The following is a 15,645-nucleotide window of genomic DNA, read 5'->3' on the forward strand; positions in this document are numbered from 1 at the left end:
ATGGAACTGGGACGCATCGAAGGCGGCGTCGAAACCCCGATGCGGGACGGCGTGCCGCTGCGCGGCGACCTGTGGCGGCCCCCGGCCCCCGCCCCGGTCGTGATCTTCAGGACGCCTTACGGGCGGCGGCAGATCGGCTCCGACGCACTGCACCCCCAGCACTGCCTCGCCGGCGGGTTCGCCGCCCTGGCGCAGGACACCCGCGGCCGTTTCGACTCCGGCGGCGAGTGGCAGGCCGTCATGTGGGAGCAGGAGGCGGAGGACACCTACGACACCGTGGAGTGGGCGGCGGCACAGCCCTGGTGCGACGGCAACGTGTTCCTCGCGGGCACGTCCTACCTCGGCATCGTCGCCTGGCTCGGCGCGGCGCTGCGGCCGCCGCACCTGCGGGGCATCGCCCCGGCCATGACGACCGGCGCGACGGCGGACGCCCGCGACACCGGCGGCGCGCTCCGGCTCGACCACCTGGTCGGATGGCTGGCCTACATGGCGGCCGACTGGCTGGGCCGACGGGGATCGGACGCCGACCCGGCGCTCGTCGCGAAGGTCGCGGCCCTGATCCATGACCCGGAGCGGGCGATGCGGCGGCTGCCGCTCGCCGACATGCCGGAACTGGACCTGCCCGGATTCCCGGTCCGCATCGGCGACCTGCTGGCCGGCCGCGTCCGGGCCCTGCCCGACTGGGACCACGCGGCGGTGGAGGTACCGGTCCTGTCGGTGACGGGCTGGTACGACGTGTACGCGTCCGCGACCGTCCGCGGTCACCTGGAGATGCGGCGGCTGCGCCCGGACCTGCGGCACGAGCTGATCGTCGGGCCCTGGGCGCACACCGGGGCCCTGACCCACCTGCAGGGCGAGGTGAACTTCGGCGTCGCGGCCTCGGCGGCCGCCGCCCGGCTGCCCGCCCGGCACCTGGATTTCTTCCGCCGCTGCCTGGACGGGCCGGACGAATCCGCCCCCGTCCTGTACTTCCTGATGGGGGCGGACGAATGGCGCACCGCCGGGCGGTGGCCCCCCGCGGGCACCACCGGCCTCGCCCTGCACCTGACCGGCCCCGCGGTCGCGGGCGGAACGCCCGGCGGGCTGACCGCCGTGCCCGATCCGGCGGGCCCGGCGGAACCCGACGGCTACGTCCACGACCCGGCCCATCCGGTCCCGAGCCGCGGCGGCCGCGTCCTGCACCTCGGCCGCCTCGCCCCCGGGCCGCTGGACCTCGGCTCCATCGCCACGAGACCCGACGTCCTGCTCTACCTCGGCGACGTCCTCGACGAGGACACCGACGTCACCGGCCGGGTTCGGCTGCGGCTCTCGTTCGCGACCGACGCCGCGGACGCCGACGTGATGGCCCGCCTGGTGGACCGGCTACCGGACGGACGGTTGCTGCCGGTCTGCGAAGGAGTGGTCCGGCTGAGCCACCGTGACGGCCCGGGTACCACCGTGCCGAGCGGAGAACCGGTCCCGCTGGAGATCGACCTCGGGTACACGGCCCAGCGGTTCGGCGAGGGCCACCGCATCGGCCTGCTGTTGTCCAGCAGCGACTTCCCGCACTTCGACCGCAACCAGGGCGACGGGGAGCCGATCGCCACGGCCGGCCTCGGAAGACCGTCCGCCCAGAGCGTCCACTACGGCGAGTCGGTCCTGCTCCTGGGCGACGAGGCGGAGCAGTGATGCTGCGGCACCGGACCGTCCAACGCGCCGGCTGCGAGATCCACTACTGGACCGGCGGCCCGGTCGACGGACCCCCGATCGTCTTCACGCACGGCGCCACCCTCGACCACCGCACATGGGAACCACAGATCGAGAGGTTCGCCGCACGGCACCGGATCCTCCTGTGGGACGTCCGGGGACACGGCCGCTCCATCCCCAACCGGGCCGCGTGGTCCCTGGACGCGGCCACGGAAGACCTGCTCGCGATCCTCGACGGGGAGGGCGTAGAGCGGACCGTCCTCGTCGGCCAGTCGATGGGCGGAAACCTCTCCCAGGAGGTCGTCTACCACCACCCCGACAGGGTTTCGGCTCTGGTCGCGCTGGGCTGCGCCGGGAACACCCTGCCGCTGTCACGCCGGGAGCGGCTCCAGGCCGCGGCGGTCGTCCGCATGCTGCCCTGGTACCCGCGCAAGGCCCTGATCCGCCAGGAGGCCAAGGCGTCCGCCCGCGACCGCCGCGTCCGCGAGTACGTGCGCGACACCGCGAGCAGGATGTCGCACCCGGACATGGTCGCGGTCATGGCGAGCCTGGTCGGCGCCCTGCACCCCGAACCCGAGTACCGGATCGAAGTACCCGAACTGCTGCTGCACGGCGAACACGATCGGCTCGGCAACTTCCGCACCGCCATGCCCGTCTGGGAACGCCGGGACCCGCTGGCGCGGTACCTCGTCGTCCCGGACGCCGCCCACCTGGCCAACCAGGACAACCCCGAGTTCTTCACTGACGCCGTGCAGCGCTTCCTCGCCGAGCACGGACTCGACTCGCCCGAGGACTGACATGACGATGTGGACCCGGCAGGACGGCGACGGCGTCGCCGTCCTCACCTACCGCAACCCGCCGCGCAACTTCCTCACCTTTGCCGCGCTCGAAGAACTGGACGCGGAACTCGCCCGCCTGGAGACCGACCCGGACATCGGTGTCGTGACGCTCACCAGCGGCGTCCCCGGCTACTTCGTCGCACACGCAGACCTGGACGAACTCGCCGAACTGTCCCGGGGACCGGTGCCGCGGGCCAAGATCTGGTACACCGCGATGCGGCGCATCGAGCGCCTCCCGCAGCCGGTGATCGCCGCGATCGACGGCCAGGCGTGGGGCGGCGGCCTCGAACTGTCCCTGGCCTGCACGCTGCGCTGGGCCTCGGCCGACGCCCACTTCAGCCTCCCCGAGACGGCGCTCGGCATCATTCCCGGTGCAGGCGGCACCCAGCGCCTGGCCAGGCTGGTCGGCCCGGGCCGCGGGCCGCCGATGTCGTCCTGTCCGGCGACGTCCTCACCGCCGAACAGGCCGCGGCGGCCGGAATCGTCGAGCGGGTGCTCCCCACGCCCGTCTTCCAGGCGGAGGCATCGCGACTGGCCCGCCGCATGGCGGCCCGTCCCGCCTCCGCGCTCGCCGCAGCGAAACGCGCCCTGGTCGAGGGCTCTCGGCTGTCGCTCACCGAAGGTCTCCGCCTCGAAGCCGGGCTCTTCGCGGAGCGGCTCGCCGGCCCCGAGTCCCGGAACCTCCAGCAGGACGCGCGGCGCCGGTACGCCGAGGCGGCCGACGGAGACCGCATCACCTTCGGGGACCGCCGATGAAGACCGCTGCCTCCCGGCGGAACCGGACCGCGAAACCGCATGGCCCGCCGGCTTGACCTGGTGATGACGCTGGCCGGCGAACCGCGCCCCATCCTCCCGGACGAGCCCACCACCCGCCTGGGCCCGCGCGAACCGGCTCTCACAGCGGCGGTCGGCGGAGATCCCGGCGTCGCCGCGAGGTTCATCGTGCGCGGGAGGCCGCCCGACGACCGTCCCTTCGCCGCGGTGCCGCCCATCCACCGACATGCCCGACGACCTGGCGGACGGTGAAACCCACGACGGCGTTCTACTCGTCACTTCAGGGTCAGCTCGTCGGCTTGTGAGGCTCGGCGCGCCGAGGATGTACGTGGAGGAAAGGTAATTCGGACAGGTCTCGATCGACCCATGGTCGTGGCGATTTATCGTGGCTTTTGGAACGGGTCTTGTCGACGGGGATCGCAACGCGAGAAGCTCGGCCCGTCCGCAGGTGCGGTGCGGACGGGCGGAGCGGGGGATCTCAGTGGTGGCGCGGGGCCTCCGGGGCGGGGGGAGTGGTGGGCTCGGCGGTGGGGTTCTTCGCGGGCGGGTCCGACGGCCTGTCCGCCGGGGCCTTGAGCATGGCGGCCGTCGCGCCGGGGCCGCCGGTCTGCCAGCTGACGAGGTCGTCCACCACCATGCCGGTGACGCCGCCCGTGGAGGAGACCCGCGCAGCGAGATCGTGTAAGTGCCACCCGGGTCGAGTCCGGTGATGGTGCGCTGGACCTGTCCCGTCGCGTCCAGGTCCAGGTGGCGGCCGACGTAGCTTTGGCCGATGTGGTGCCCGGCCTGGTCATGCGACACCGGGGCGGTCACCGACCACGGGCCGAACGTGGCGCCCGCGCCGTAGTTGACCCAGCCGCCGAACCCCGCGGTGGTCGAGCCCGCCGACCGTGATGTTCGCCAAGACGGGCACAGCGGTGCCCTTGTGCCATGCGTGGCGCAGTTATACCTGGACGGCCCGGAGCGGCGGGTGACGGGCGCCAGGCCGGCCGTAGGCGGCCAGGTGCCCGGGGCGCGAAGGCCGCGGTGTCACCGATTCCACCACAATTTTGTGTGCTGGTCCTGATCTCGATGCCGGGCATCGAGATCAGGACCTAGGCGAGCGAGGGATCGAGGATCTCCTCCACCTGGACCGCGACCTGGCATCCGGTGGCACGGGCGACCGCGACGGGCAGCGCACCGATCGGGGCGGGTTGGCCGACCACCACCAGAACTTGGCCGTGCCGTTCCAGCCGGGCCGTTCGACCGTCCGGTTCTCGCTCTCCTCGCCCCGCTCCTCAGAGATCGTTGCGGTGGCTGCCGGGCAGTCGAACCTCGGCGGTCACCGGCAGGTGGTCGGAGGCGCCGGGGTCGGCCGTGACCACCGCGGCCGTCCGGGTGACCACCGACGAGGACGTGAGCACGTAGTCGATCCGGGCTGTGGGGTTCTCGCTGTTGTAGGTGTGCCCGGCGCCCACGCCGCGCTCGACCCAGGAGTCGGCCATCTCGTCGGTGAGGGCGCGGATCTCGGCGGACTCGGGGGTCGCGTTGAGGTCGCCCAGCAGCACGAACGAGTGCTCCGGGTTGCCGATCAGTTCCTCGATCGCGGTCACTTGCGCGAGCCGCTCGGCCGCGTTGTTGTGCTGAAGATGGGTGTTGTAGACGGTCAGCGGGACGCCCCGCACCCGGATGCGGGCCCGGAGCAGGCCGCGCTGCTCACCGCCGTCGAACCGGGGGAGCAAGGTGTTGTCCCAGTCGAGGATCGGGCTCTCGGTCAGGATCGCCGTCCCGTACTGGCGGCGCGGTTCCCCGGGCCGCGCCGGGTCGCGGTCGAGGTTGGCCCCGTACACCACGTGCATGCGGAGCCGGCGCGCCAGCCAGGACGCCTGGTCGACGAAGTCGCTGCGCTGCGACCAGTGCCGGTCGACCTCCTGGAGCCCGACGACCTGGGAGTCGGCCCCCTCGATGACCCGGGCGATGCGCTCCAGGTCGAGTTTCCCGTCAGTACCCTGTCCGTGATGGATGTTGAAGGTCATCACGGTCAAGGCCCGTGGCTTGGGCCGGGCAGTGGCCGGCGCGGTGAACTGACCCACGATCACCACCGTAAACAACATCGTCACCAGAAAACGGCTTGCGCGCATCAACGCCTCCTCGATCATCGACCGCGCGCAAGCGTGCTCCAGCCTCATGAAAACCAGGCGAACGGCAGGGAGACCGTTCCCGTCCGGACAACGGCGCCTCGCCGCCTGCTCGAACCGCGAGCAGGCCGACGTGAACCGGATCGAGTGGACGCCCTCGGCGTATCGAGCCTCTGGTCGTGGAACGTTTCGACCGTGATGCCGATGAAGCGACGACTTGCCTCCGGGTCAGATGAGTTCCGGCCACGGGAGCGGTCTGAGTTCCGAAACGGCCGAGGAGGGTGGTGTCCAAGTGGACTTGTACTGCGTCATGCCGGTGAGCGACCGGACCAAGGCACTGGAGTGGTTCGAGGTGTTCTTCGGGCGTGCCGCGGACGAGGTCATCGGTGCTGAGTACCTGTGGCGAGTCGGTGAGAACGCGTGGATCGTCGTCGACGAGCGGGCCGAGCGGGTAGGTGGCGCCGTGATCACGCTCGGTGTGACCGACCTCGACGACATCCTGGCCCGCCTCGCCGCGCACGGCATCGGGCACGAACCGGTGGAGACCTACGGCAACGGCGTGCGCCACGTCGTCGTGCCGGACCCCGACGGGAACAGCCTGTCGCTCGCCGAGGCCCCCGCCCAGTAGGCCGCAGACCGGGGTTGCGGGACGGCCCGCCAGGCGTCGCCCGACTCTCGTTGGCCGGCTTTCTCGCCGAGTACGGCGTCATCAGCGCGCATCGCCACCAGCGGCGCGGGCACACCGTCGATCCGAGGCGCTCAGCGCTGATGGTTTCCATCACCGGCCTGAGTGCCAAATGATCGTCTGCCATCACGTGAATGAAATGAGGGCGATCAGCGAGTGGAATCCCTGGGCGGTCAAGCCTGACGCCGAGCGGGAGCGGTGGCAGTTCACCCCACTGCAGAGTCATGTTCAACGAGGTGGTTGCCGACGACAGGGAAATGATCCCCGACATCGAATGGTCGATCGTCTAAGGACCGTGTCCTATGTAGTGGGTTTGATCAGGCAGTCGTAGCAATTGAGGGTGCGGCGAGATCGAGAAAGGTCAGGTAGCTGCGGGCGTTGCGTTCGTAGCGCAGGCTCCGGTAGCCGGTCAGCCAGGAGACGGTGCACTCGATCCAGCTAACGGGTAAGTTCTCGGTTGCTAGCGGGGTGCCCCGTCCCGCTCGTCTCTTTGGGTGGGGTGCTGGAGTTGCCCTTCGTGCACGTCGCTCACCCACTCCCAGCCGGGCTTGGCCGATGGGCCGACCCGCGGGTCGGCGGGATCTTGGCCGTTCCGCAACGCGAGTACGTACGCCCGGTCCCGGTCGATCCGTTCCTGTACCTGGTCGGCTCCGCCGACGGAACCGTGGCCCGGGACGACGACATCAACGTCATCCGCCACGCCCTCCAGCAGCCGCAGCGCGGTGAGGTAGTCCTCGATCGGGTTCGCGGTGGCGTCCAGGTCGAGCATCGGAACCAGGACATCGGAGAGCATGTCGCCGGCGACGAGAACCCCACGTTCCTCGATCAACAGCGCCGCGTGGCCCGGGCCATGCGCTTGATGCTCGATGATCCGGACTGCAGGGCCCTGCCAAGGAACGTGCGTGGTTTCGGCGGGCAGGCCGGTGATGAGGCCGAGTAGTTCCAGCGGTACCTGCCCGGCGATTTCCGTTTCGAGCAGGTGGTCGGCGATGCGGGCCTTCGCGCCCGGATCCGACAGCTCCTCTGCGATAGTGGCCGCGCAGCGCGCCGTGCCGTAACGGGGAGCTGTGCCGAGCCGGGTGTGCCAGAGCAGGTGATCCCAATCCGGATGCGTGGAGAACCCCGCCACAACGGACTCACCCAACTCGCGAAGGTCGTTCGCCAGGCAGTCGATCTCGGAGACGGTCACCCCGGGGTCGATGAGCAACACACCGGACCCACCCTGCACCACGACGGCGTTGCTCTGCACGAACTCGCTCTCGTGGACGAGCACACCCTCCACGACTTGCCTCAGCACGAGCAGCCGCCGTCCGGCCCGACGGTACGGCCGCCAGGCGAGACGCTCGTCGAACGGGAAACGCTGCGCATCAAGAGTCCTCCTCGGTCACGGGTACGACACTGAGACGCCCGGACACCGCAGAACTCATCTCTGCCTCCCTACTGGGCCGCTGGATCAGGCCGGTCGGCGAGGGTGCTTTCGGCGGTCTTGAGAGTCTTGTGGACGACGCCGACCGAGACCTTCACTCCGGCTGCGATGGTGCGGACGGACTCGCCGCGCTCGCGGGCGGGCGAGGATGGCGGCGCGTTCGTCGGCGGGACGCGCCGTCGGTCCCGGCCGACGCCGAACGGCGCCGCGAGACGTCGAACACACCAAGGCGGTCAGCAAGACCAAGATCGAGCGGTTGCTATCGCGCCGCGAGATCCCCCTACGGGAACGCACCCTGTGGCGGATGCTGTACGAGACCGCCGCCCGCGCCGCCGAGACACTCTCCCTGGACGTGCAGAACCTGGAGAACCGGCGCGTACCGCTGAAGTCCAAGGGCGGCGACATCGAATGGGTCTACTGGGACGCCGGCACCGCCCGCCTCTCGTCCGCACCCACGGGCCGCTGTTCCTGTCCAACCGCCGGTCCGTCCCCGCACGCCGTCCGAGCCCAGAGCTCATCTGCCCGCACATCGGACGGGTCCGACTCGGCTACGACCGCGCCCGCGTCCATATCCGGCTGCAGTCAATGACTCGTGAGTCCCAGGGCCGCGGGGAGGTCCAGGGCAGTCAGCCTGCACTCCGGGTCGGGTCTCCGCCTCGGCGCACTGGTAGATCACCTTGGTGACGGCGAGCTGGAGTTCGGCGGAGTCCTCCCGTAGCAGCGCGGTGACCGGTACCGAGAGTTCCTGGTGCCATGTCCGAAGCGTTCAGCGTCGAGTGGGCTCGGTTCGTTCGGTGACGAAGGCGGCGATGTCAGGCAGCGTCGGTTTGTAGCCGTCTGAGGTATCGACCGTCAGGGTGGGGACGTCCATGCGGATCGGCACCCAGGAGTCCAGCGAGTGCTGTCCGTTGGCGATCGCCTCCAGGAGTTCGTGGTCACCGTGGGCGGCTCGATGGGCGTTGTCTCGGGCACGCTGCATGATCCGGTCATGGGCGGAGGCGGCGTCGACGGTGCAGCGCACGACGCGGAGATGGGCGATGGCTGTGAGGGGCTCGAGGTTCGGGCGCCATAGCCGGTCTTGGAAGGCGGCTTCGGCGACGACGGTGACACCGGCGCTCAGGAGGGTCTTCAGCACGCTGAAGAAGGCGTCGAGGGTGGGGCGGTTGAGGGGGTCGTCGCCGCCGGCCCGGTAGCCGGGAGCGGCCAGGACCATTCCCTGCTTGATCTCGTCGCGGACGATCGCGGGACATCCCAAGGTCTGGGCGAGTTGGTGGGCCAGGGTCGTCTTTCCGGTTCCGGGGCCGCCGCTCACCACGGTCAACGTCGGAAGCGTCATGAAGAGATGTTCCCATCGAGATCGGTGATACGGGCTCAGGCCGTCGTCTTCGGCGTGGGCCTGTGGTCAGCGGGCGGCTGCGGCCTTCGGTAGGCGATAAAGCCGGGCTGGCGGGTGAGCTTGGCGTGGTCGGCCGGATGGTGCCGAGCCATCGTTCTTTGCGGCTGGTGCTCGACTGGGCTTCCCCCCAGCACGGACAGATGACCTAGCGCGCCGAGTCGTAGGACATGCGAGGTACTGAAAGCCCAGCTTAACGCCGCCCTACCAGCAATCCTGGCAGACGGTGCCATCCGATCATCTCGATCACTGACATCACTTCAGGTGAAACGTCGTCCAGTATCAGTGGTGCGTGCTTGGGTAGTTGGCTGGCGTGGTGAGCGAGCATGTTGAGGCCGCCCAGGTCGATAAAGGCGAGCCGTGATAGATCGAGATGTACTGGCTCGTCTGAGAAATTGGTCATCTTGAGCAACTCGTTGAGGATCGTTAGACGTGCCGCATCGACCTCCCCATCGATTCGTAGTCCTGGAGGTGCGAACGTGCGAGTGATGCGTAGGACTCCGTCGTCATACTCGGGGTTGGCTTCCACGAGGAATTCGTGGGCGTCTTCCAGGGCGGCCAGTTCTTCTTGAGTGCAACGGCGCCTGTCCACCTGACAGATGACCATAGCCATCGATGTGGCGAATACTTTTTCGCTGAAACGTTCCTCGCTGTGAAGTATGCGTGTCAGGTCAGATGCTGCGGATTTGTTGAGTGTCCAGGTGAGGTCGGTCGTTATCCGGACTGCCCGATAGCCTTGATCGAAAGCTTCGCCGACCTGTTCTTCGAGCGTTTGTGTCATCTGATCATGGTCAAACCGACCGCGGGAGTCGAGACACGCCTCCTCTCGCGGGATGAAGCGCAGTTGTCCTGTGCGAGTGAGGACGGGTAGGTTGTAGCCATAGTTGGGAAGGACCCCTGCGAGTTGCCCGGGGTCGCCATTGGTGATGTAGACGACCTTCTCGTTAGTGTCGAACGCCTCGCGGATGAAGGCCCCGATCACCCGATCGCGTTCCGGTTTGTTGCTGAAGGCTAGCCATGCATGGTCCCCCGGCCGTATTGAGCTCACCGGACGTTTGGTCAGCCGCTCGAATGCTTTTCTGGGGCGTTTTAGATTGACCCCTGCAAGCGTGCTAGATAGGTGTGCATCCGTATCGATACTCTGGCGTAGCCCAGTTTCGAGTTGCTGACCTGCGTTGTTGAGCACTGTGTCTAGTTCTGTGTCGGTCATGCGGTGGGGTGATGTTGCTGGCGGCTGCTGGCCAGTCACTTTCGCCTCCTTTCTGCTTGCGTCTCCAGCAAGTTCTTGAGTCGTTCGCGTGCACGTTGGAGGGATTTTCGGACGTTCTCGGGTGTGGTTCGTAGTTCCAGCGCGATCTGTTCGGGCTTGAACCCATCGATCGTCCAGGCCATGACCTCTCGTTGACGGGGTGGCAGGGTCCGCAGTGCGGCCAGCACGACGTCTCGTTCAGCGACGCGCTCTGCGTGGTCATCACAGGCCTTGGTGTTGAGCCAGCGAAGTGACTCGTCCGATGCCTGCGCGGCTCGTCGGTCACGATAGAGACTACGGATGGCGACAGTGCGGACCCAGGCCCGTGGCCGGTCGATCTCGTCCCAGCGCGCGAAGGCTTCGGCATAGGCCGTCTGGGCGGCGTCCTCGGCCGCGCACTGCCCGGCTCCTAGTGTCATGAGAAAACCGACGAGCCGTGGGAAGTCCTGCTCGAAGCAGTTGCCGAACTCACTGTGCACGGCGGCTGTCCCGCCGCCCTGCAAAGGCCGGGGCCTGGCTGCTGGGGCGTTGTAGTGCTTTCGCGTCTGGACTTGGCTTCGGCAGTTCAGTGCTGTTGTCGGAGGTGCTCCCACGACCGACCTCGATGACAACGGAGCCGCAGTCGAGGTCGATGAATCGACTCCCGGGAGCCAGGACGCGCACTACCTCGCTTCGGCCGTCCACGCGGGTTCGGTGGAGCCTCTCGAGTGTGCGTCCGCGAAGCCAGGTACTGGTCACCCCAGCTGCGATGCCAAGGACACTCACCAAGGCCGCCAGCATGGTCGGGTCTGTCATGTGCTCACACTCCTGTTCTCTAGGCGCCGACTGGTCGTCCGCCAGCGACTATGGGGACGCGGTGTCGACGCTGTTCGGTCATCACCTATGAGTGCATTCCGAAGGGCCAGGGCGTGACTCTCAAGACTCAGGTTCTAGGGATGCAAGCCGGGCCAGGCCGAATACGCTGAGGTCATCACTGCGCCACGGCCGGTAGCGGCCACCTTCTATGAATCGACCACCTACACATGGCACCGACGTGTAGAGCAGTGCGTTCGCAACCAAGCGTCTGTCTGACCGCCCAGGTCGAGGATGGTGGTACAGCCGGGTTGATTCGCGCTGTACGGGCGTTACGCGGTTGGCGTTACCCGCGGGCCAGGCGGCGATGCAGCATGAGCCGGCCCAGGGTGCGCTCGGCGACCTATCGGCGGGCGGCCGGGGTGCCGGGCTCGCGTTGGACGATGTGCATGTCGATGCCGCCGGGGGCGGCGTGTTCGACGAGGTGCCCCGGCGGTAGCTTGCGTCACCCGGGTCTTGCGGATGCTCGGATGGTCGGTGGCCAGCCGGTCGATCAAGGCCATCTCTGCGACCGACTCCTGGACAGAGGCGGCGGTGACCAGGACCGCCACCAGCAGCCCGAGGCTGTCACCACGATGCTGCGTTTCGTCCTTTCGAGCGTGGTCAGTCAATTGCCGACGGTCTGCGCACCGTTGCCTCGTACACGTGTCTGGCAAACCGGGGAAACGGCACGCAGTCCGTGCCGCACGGGGAGATTGCGCCCGACCCTTCCGGAGCGCCGCCACCGTGTCGTTCGACGTCGGCACTCGTCGTTGGGTCGATGTTCTCCCCGTCATCAGGGGGCGTCGCGTCCTCGTCGTCGACCGTGAACCCGTCATCGGGCAGGGCCCGCCGGTTGGCGTCGAGGTCACGGCAGGGAGCCGAGTCCGAAGGCATCCGGTGACTCAGAGAAAGGAGGGACCGAGCCTGCCGACCAACGCGGTGAGCGCCTCCGCACCCACAAGCTCTCTCGGCGGCAGCGGGACGTTGAGCAGCGGTACGTCCGGGACCTGTTCTCGCAGCCGGGCGAGGTGCGCGTCCTCCTGCTTCCGGTGCTGGGCGAGCAGCTCCGCGGCACCGGCCGGGGAACGGCGGTTGGCGAGCAGGGCCTCGGTCCAGGAGGTGAGCTGCTCGGGCAGCGCGAGCAGCCGGAGCGTGTGGCCGGACGGTGCCGTGTCGAAGACGACGAGGTCGTACGCCTCCTCCCCGAGTTCCACGGCCTCGGCGATCCGTTCCAGGACCGCGGACTCGTGGGTGCCGGGCGCTTGCCGGGCCAGCTCCAGGTGGCGGGCGGCGGGTGCGTGCATCCGGTCGGGGAGCAGCCGCCGCATCGTCCCGGCGACCGCGGACAGGTGCCGCTCGACCGTCCGTTCCGGGTCGATCTCCAGCCCGTCGACGTGACCCGCCGTCCCGGTCCCCGCCCCGGGGACGAGATCCCCGGGGCCGGCGAGGCACACGGGCTCGTCGCCCAACAACGCTGAACGATACATCTAGAGCGCGTGACCATTGGGCGGGCAGCTGGCCTACTTGACGCCTCGGTGAGAACCTCCCGGCTCGGCACGGCATCCTGCCTCGGCGGGCGGCCGCCAGATGTAGAGGGCGTGTCCGCATAATGCGGACATGCCGATCCGTCCCGAAGACGCCGCCGTGACTCTACGCCTATCCGCCGACGAAGATCGCCCGCTTTGGCTCTGCTTCGAGCCATGGGCCAATGAGTACACGCTTGAACCGGGCATGGAAGCGGTGATCTGCTTTCCCACCACCGAGATCGAGATGACGCACGTCGAGGCCGGTATCGTCTTCTTCACCATGGGCGCCCACCCCGACGTCTGGGGTGCGACCGGCGAGGAACTCCTGATCTGGAGCGATGACATGCCGCCCACTCCTGGCACACCCAACGCCGAAGCAATCACGCGCCTCGCGATGGCTTCGGTGCCGCCCCGTCCGCCGAAGCCGGTCAGCCGACGAGACGAGCGGGACGACTAGCGGATGCCGCCAGTCCGGAGGCCGAACGCAGGGCATCGCCGCCTTCGATGCCGGTTTACGCCCACCGTTCACCGTTCCTTCGACCTTGGCGGCCCGGTCGGCACCTTGCCTGTGTTGAGTGCGGGTTGTGGCGTCGGCCTCGCTACGGTGGAGCTCGGTCAGATGTTCGGCGCACAAGTGATCGTTGACGCCTCGTCTGCGGCCAAGCGTGGGATGTGCCTGGTCAATGGGGCCTTCCGTGGAGGCTGTCCCGATAGCGGAGCGTTTACTTGGGTGCTCCTTAGAGGGGCGTAAATTATGGGAACCGGAGGTTCCTCGATCTTCCTTGAAGGGGTGTGTCGGACAGCGAATGAGTCCCTCTGACCTGGGCTGATACTGAAAAGGGTTCCCGGGTGGGGTAATCCGGTCGTGTTCACACCGAAGAGGCCGCTGGTTCGAACCCAGTATCGCCCACATTTTCCGCAGGCCAGAGGCTTGCTCCCGTACAGAGCGGACCTCTTGTCGCTGTTCGGTCCTGCCGAAGTGGTCACACGTTCGCAGAAGCATCACCGCAGGTCAGTCGCTCGACTCGCATCGCGCGTGATGGGGCGTGTGGACTAGATCCCTGCCAGGTTCTCGCGCACGGGTGAGGGTCGGGCCTGGCGTCCGGCGCGGCGACTACGCCGTCCCCCCTGCCCGACCACTCTCGTGCAGGGCGCCGCCCGGTGCCTGGAGGACGCGTCCGTCCTGGCGGAACTGCTCCTGGCGCGCGGAACCGCCGCCCAGACACTGTTCGACGACCGCCGGATCGTCCGCACCGTCGTGGAGACCTCCCTGCGTATCGCCGGATGGCAGATGGAACCCGGACCCGACACCGACGTCGCGGGCGGCATGGCCCGTGTCGCCGCCATGATGACCGGCCGCCCCTGGCTCCGATGGGCAGATCGGGGCGGCCCCGTCGACCACCGCGTCTTCATGGCGAGGACGTCCGCGCGTTGGTCACCTGACGGCGCCGCCACCGGTCGTCGGTCACATCCTCCGGCCCGCGGGCTGAGCGTCAAGTGCCAGTGCGGATCTGGTGAGGGGCGGAGGCATGATCGTGTGCGTGGTCCGCCGTCCGGCCGGGCCTGAACCCGCGGCGGACGAACGCGATCAGGGAAGGTCCTCCGCGGAAGCACCACAGGGCGATCACCGGATCGCAGATGGCGCACGCCATGGACGAGTCGTGGTAGAAGGGCAGGATCGGATTGCCCTTGAGGTGGTGGGCCATGTCCCAGGCCGTGTGGAGCAGCCAGCCGATGCCGATGAAGGTCCAGGAGTCCAGACCGCGGTAGGCGACGTAGGCCGTGAGCGCGACGAAGGGGATCTCCCACCCGCCGAACCCGCCCCCGCTCAGGTAGGCGGCGCCGGCTCCGCCCACCATGATCGCGTTGAAGCGGCGTCGGTGAGGTTCTTTGATCAGGGACATCAGCAGGCAGTAGATGATGCCGACGATCACCGGTGACACGAGGTTCATGAGGGGACGACTTCTTCCTCCTGGGCGACTTCCATCGGGGCCCTCCGAAGTCAACCGGCCTTCCGTGTACGCGCCCAGTGGCACTACTGACAGGTTCCAACGGAATAATGCCAACGTCCTTGTACCGGACGTGAGCTGCGCTTACATGGATCATCAGCCTCGACGTGAGGAGCCGGTGGGGAGGTAGGTTCTGGCCATGCACACGGTTGCCGTCCTGGCGCTGGACCGGGTGATCCCGTTCGACCTGTCCACCCCGATCGAGGTCTTCTCCCGGACCCGCCTGCCCGACGGACGGCCCGGCTACCAGGTCCGGGTGTGCGCGGAGCGCGACGAGGTCGACGCCGGAGCCTTCACCCTGCGTGCCCCGTGGGGGCTGGAGGGCCTTCGGGGCGCGGACACGATCATCGTGCCGGGCGTCGCCGATCCCGGTGCCCCACTCCCTCCCGCCGTCCGCGACGCGCTGCGGTCGGCCGCCGCCGAAGGCACCCGGATCGCCTCCATCTGCGTGGGCGCCTTCCCCCTGGCCGCCACCGGGCTTCTCGACGGGCTGCGCGTCACGACCCACTGGCGCGCGGCCGGGCTTCTGGCCGCCGCCCACCCGGACATCGAGGTCGACCCGGGCGTCCTCTACGTCGACAACGGCCAGTTGCTCACCTCGGCGGGCGCCGCGGCGGGCATGGACCTGTGCCTGCACCTGATCCGCCGCGACTACGGCTCGGCCGTCGCCGCCGACGCCGCCCGCCTGTCGGTCATGCCTCTCGAACGGGAGGGCGGGCAAGCGCAGTTCATCGTCCACGACCACGCACCCACTCCGCAGGGCTCCGAGTTCGAGGTGCTGCTCACCTGGCTGCAGGAGAACCTGGCCCGCGACCTCACCCTCGCCGACATCGCCGAGCGGGCCGGGACCAGCACCCGGACCCTGATCCGGCGCTTCCGCGACCAGACCGGCACCACCCCGCTCCAGTGGCTCCACCGGGCCCGCATCCGCCGGGCGCAGCACCTGCTGGAAACCACGGAGCACTCCGTGGAGCGCATCGGCTACCAGGTCGGCTTCGGCTCGCCCACCGCCTTCCGTGACCGCTTCAAACGCACCACCGGGGTGAGCCCGCAGACCTACCGGCGCACGTTCAGCTGAACCGGTGCCGTGTCGCCCCATGCCGCTGA

General features: G+C 68.6%; 15 protein-coding genes and 1 pseudogene. 8 read left to right on the forward strand and 8 right to left on the reverse strand.

Features of this window, described 5'->3' with window-relative positions:
* The 4 genes and pseudogenes from ACFQ11_RS02410 (at window position 1) to ACFQ11_RS02425 (ending at window position 3,281) form a co-directional block, all read left to right on the forward strand.
* Window positions 1-1,668 carry a CocE/NonD family hydrolase gene (locus ACFQ11_RS02410; protein WP_378296171.1) on the forward strand — a complete coding sequence of 556 codons (1,668 nt, stop codon included), beginning with the start codon at window positions 1-3 and terminating at the stop codon, window positions 1,666-1,668.
* Window positions 1,668-2,483: an alpha/beta fold hydrolase gene (locus ACFQ11_RS02415; RefSeq protein ID WP_378296055.1), complete on the forward strand. Its 816-nt coding sequence runs from the start codon at window positions 1,668-1,670 to the stop codon at window positions 2,481-2,483. The genes ACFQ11_RS02410 and ACFQ11_RS02415 overlap by 1 nt, the downstream gene beginning before the upstream one ends.
* Before the next feature lie 7 nt (window positions 2,484-2,490).
* A pseudogene (locus ACFQ11_RS02420) lies at window positions 2,491-2,925 on the forward strand (enoyl-CoA hydratase/isomerase family protein); the annotation flags it as partial.
* Window positions 2,926-2,960: 35 nt separating this feature from the next.
* Window positions 2,961-3,281, forward strand: a complete 321-nt coding sequence (locus tag ACFQ11_RS02425) for an enoyl-CoA hydratase-related protein (protein ID WP_378296172.1) — start codon at window positions 2,961-2,963, stop codon at window positions 3,279-3,281.
* 496 nt (window positions 3,282-3,777) lie between these two features.
* On the opposite strand, the gene ACFQ11_RS02430 is transcribed toward ACFQ11_RS02425, so the two are convergent.
* Together ACFQ11_RS02430 and ACFQ11_RS02435 are read right to left on the reverse strand one after the other, a co-directional pair.
* Window positions 3,778-3,936: a hypothetical protein gene (locus tag ACFQ11_RS02430; RefSeq protein ID WP_378296056.1), complete on the reverse strand. Its 159-nt coding sequence runs from the start codon at window positions 3,934-3,936 to the stop codon at window positions 3,778-3,780.
* A 640-nt stretch (window positions 3,937-4,576) separates the two neighbouring features.
* Window positions 4,577-5,467: an endonuclease/exonuclease/phosphatase family protein gene (locus tag ACFQ11_RS02435; protein WP_449193540.1), complete on the reverse strand. Its 891-nt coding sequence runs from the start codon at window positions 5,465-5,467 to the stop codon at window positions 4,577-4,579.
* Window positions 5,468-5,708: 241 nt separating this feature from the next.
* Here ACFQ11_RS02435 and ACFQ11_RS02440 point away from each other — a divergent pair, with 241 nt between their 5' ends.
* The gene (locus tag ACFQ11_RS02440) at window positions 5,709-6,044 is read left to right on the forward strand and encodes a VOC family protein (RefSeq protein ID WP_378296058.1); all 336 of its coding nucleotides are present in this window, start codon (window positions 5,709-5,711) and stop codon (window positions 6,042-6,044) included.
* Window positions 6,045-6,561: 517 nt separating this feature from the next.
* Here ACFQ11_RS02440 and ACFQ11_RS02445 read toward each other — a convergent pair.
* A complete protein-coding gene (locus ACFQ11_RS02445) occupies window positions 6,562-7,383 on the reverse strand; it encodes an MBL fold metallo-hydrolase (protein WP_378296060.1) in 822 nt (273 codons plus the stop codon).
* A gap of 448 nt (window positions 7,384-7,831) precedes the next feature.
* Between ACFQ11_RS02445 and ACFQ11_RS02450 the strand changes: the two genes are divergently transcribed.
* Window positions 7,832-8,116 carry a hypothetical protein gene (locus ACFQ11_RS02450; RefSeq protein ID WP_378296061.1) on the forward strand — a complete coding sequence of 95 codons (285 nt, stop codon included), beginning with the start codon at window positions 7,832-7,834 and terminating at the stop codon, window positions 8,114-8,116.
* Window positions 8,117-8,293: 177 nt separating this feature from the next.
* Here ACFQ11_RS02450 and ACFQ11_RS02455 read toward each other — a convergent pair whose 3' ends face one another.
* The 4 genes from ACFQ11_RS02455 to ACFQ11_RS02470 all read right to left on the reverse strand — a co-directional run bounded on the left by ACFQ11_RS02455 (window position 8,294) and on the right by ACFQ11_RS02470 (window position 12,475).
* Window positions 8,294-8,863: an AAA family ATPase gene (locus tag ACFQ11_RS02455; protein ID WP_378296062.1), complete on the reverse strand. Its 570-nt coding sequence runs from the start codon at window positions 8,861-8,863 to the stop codon at window positions 8,294-8,296.
* 250 nt (window positions 8,864-9,113) lie between these two features.
* Window positions 9,114-10,169: an MEDS domain-containing protein gene (locus ACFQ11_RS02460; protein ID WP_378296063.1), complete on the reverse strand. Its 1,056-nt coding sequence runs from the start codon at window positions 10,167-10,169 to the stop codon at window positions 9,114-9,116.
* A complete protein-coding gene (locus ACFQ11_RS02465) occupies window positions 10,166-10,648 on the reverse strand; it encodes a sigma-70 family RNA polymerase sigma factor (protein WP_378296065.1) in 483 nt (160 codons plus the stop codon). Before ACFQ11_RS02465 ends, ACFQ11_RS02460 begins: the two co-directional genes overlap by 4 nt.
* Before the next feature lie 1,257 nt (window positions 10,649-11,905).
* Window positions 11,906-12,475, reverse strand: coding sequence for an ArsA family ATPase (locus tag ACFQ11_RS02470; RefSeq protein WP_378296066.1), 570 nt, complete (start codon window positions 12,473-12,475; stop codon window positions 11,906-11,908).
* A 145-nt stretch (window positions 12,476-12,620) separates the two neighbouring features.
* Between ACFQ11_RS02470 and ACFQ11_RS02475 the strand changes: the two genes are divergently transcribed.
* The gene (locus tag ACFQ11_RS02475; RefSeq protein WP_378296067.1) at window positions 12,621-12,986 is read left to right on the forward strand and encodes a hypothetical protein; all 366 of its coding nucleotides are present in this window, start codon (window positions 12,621-12,623) and stop codon (window positions 12,984-12,986) included.
* Between the two features lie 1,036 nt (window positions 12,987-14,022).
* Here ACFQ11_RS02475 and ACFQ11_RS02480 read toward each other — a convergent pair.
* Window positions 14,023-14,481: a DUF6010 family protein gene (locus tag ACFQ11_RS02480; RefSeq protein ID WP_378296068.1), complete on the reverse strand. Its 459-nt coding sequence runs from the start codon at window positions 14,479-14,481 to the stop codon at window positions 14,023-14,025.
* A 196-nt stretch (window positions 14,482-14,677) separates the two neighbouring features.
* Between ACFQ11_RS02480 and ACFQ11_RS02485 the strand changes: the two genes are divergently transcribed.
* Window positions 14,678-15,616, forward strand: coding sequence for a GlxA family transcriptional regulator (locus ACFQ11_RS02485; RefSeq protein WP_378296069.1), 939 nt, complete (start codon window positions 14,678-14,680; stop codon window positions 15,614-15,616).
* Window positions 15,617-15,645: the final 29 nt, after the last annotated feature.

This window comes from Actinomadura sediminis, from assembly GCF_042675525.1.
In the GTDB taxonomy this organism is placed as follows: domain Bacteria; phylum Actinomycetota; class Actinomycetes; order Streptosporangiales; family Streptosporangiaceae; genus Spirillospora; species Spirillospora sediminis.

Bases quoted from the DNA above. Each gene is read 5' to 3' on its own strand.
- ACFQ11_RS02410 (WP_378296171.1), top strand. From the start codon at position 1: ATGGAACTGGGACGCATCGAAGGCGGCGTCGAAACCCCGATGCGGGAC.
- ACFQ11_RS02415 (WP_378296055.1), top strand. From the start codon at position 1,668: ATGCTGCGGCACCGGACCGTCCAACGCGCCGGCTGCGAGATCCACTAC.
- ACFQ11_RS02430 (WP_378296056.1), bottom strand. From the start codon at position 3,936: ATGGTGGTGGACGACCTCGTCAGCTGGCAGACCGGCGGCCCCGGCGCG.
- ACFQ11_RS02435 (WP_449193540.1), bottom strand. From the start codon at position 5,467: ATGAGGCTGGAGCACGCTTGCGCGCGGTCGATGATCGAGGAGGCGTTG.
- ACFQ11_RS02450 (WP_378296061.1), top strand. From the start codon at position 7,832: ATGCTGTACGAGACCGCCGCCCGCGCCGCCGAGACACTCTCCCTGGAC.
- ACFQ11_RS02455 (WP_378296062.1), bottom strand. From the start codon at position 8,863: ATGACGCTTCCGACGTTGACCGTGGTGAGCGGCGGCCCCGGAACCGGA.
- ACFQ11_RS02475 (WP_378296067.1), top strand. From the start codon at position 12,621: ATGCCGATCCGTCCCGAAGACGCCGCCGTGACTCTACGCCTATCCGCC.
- ACFQ11_RS02480 (WP_378296068.1), bottom strand. From the start codon at position 14,481: ATGAACCTCGTGTCACCGGTGATCGTCGGCATCATCTACTGCCTGCTG.
- ACFQ11_RS02485 (WP_378296069.1), top strand. From the start codon at position 14,678: ATGCACACGGTTGCCGTCCTGGCGCTGGACCGGGTGATCCCGTTCGAC.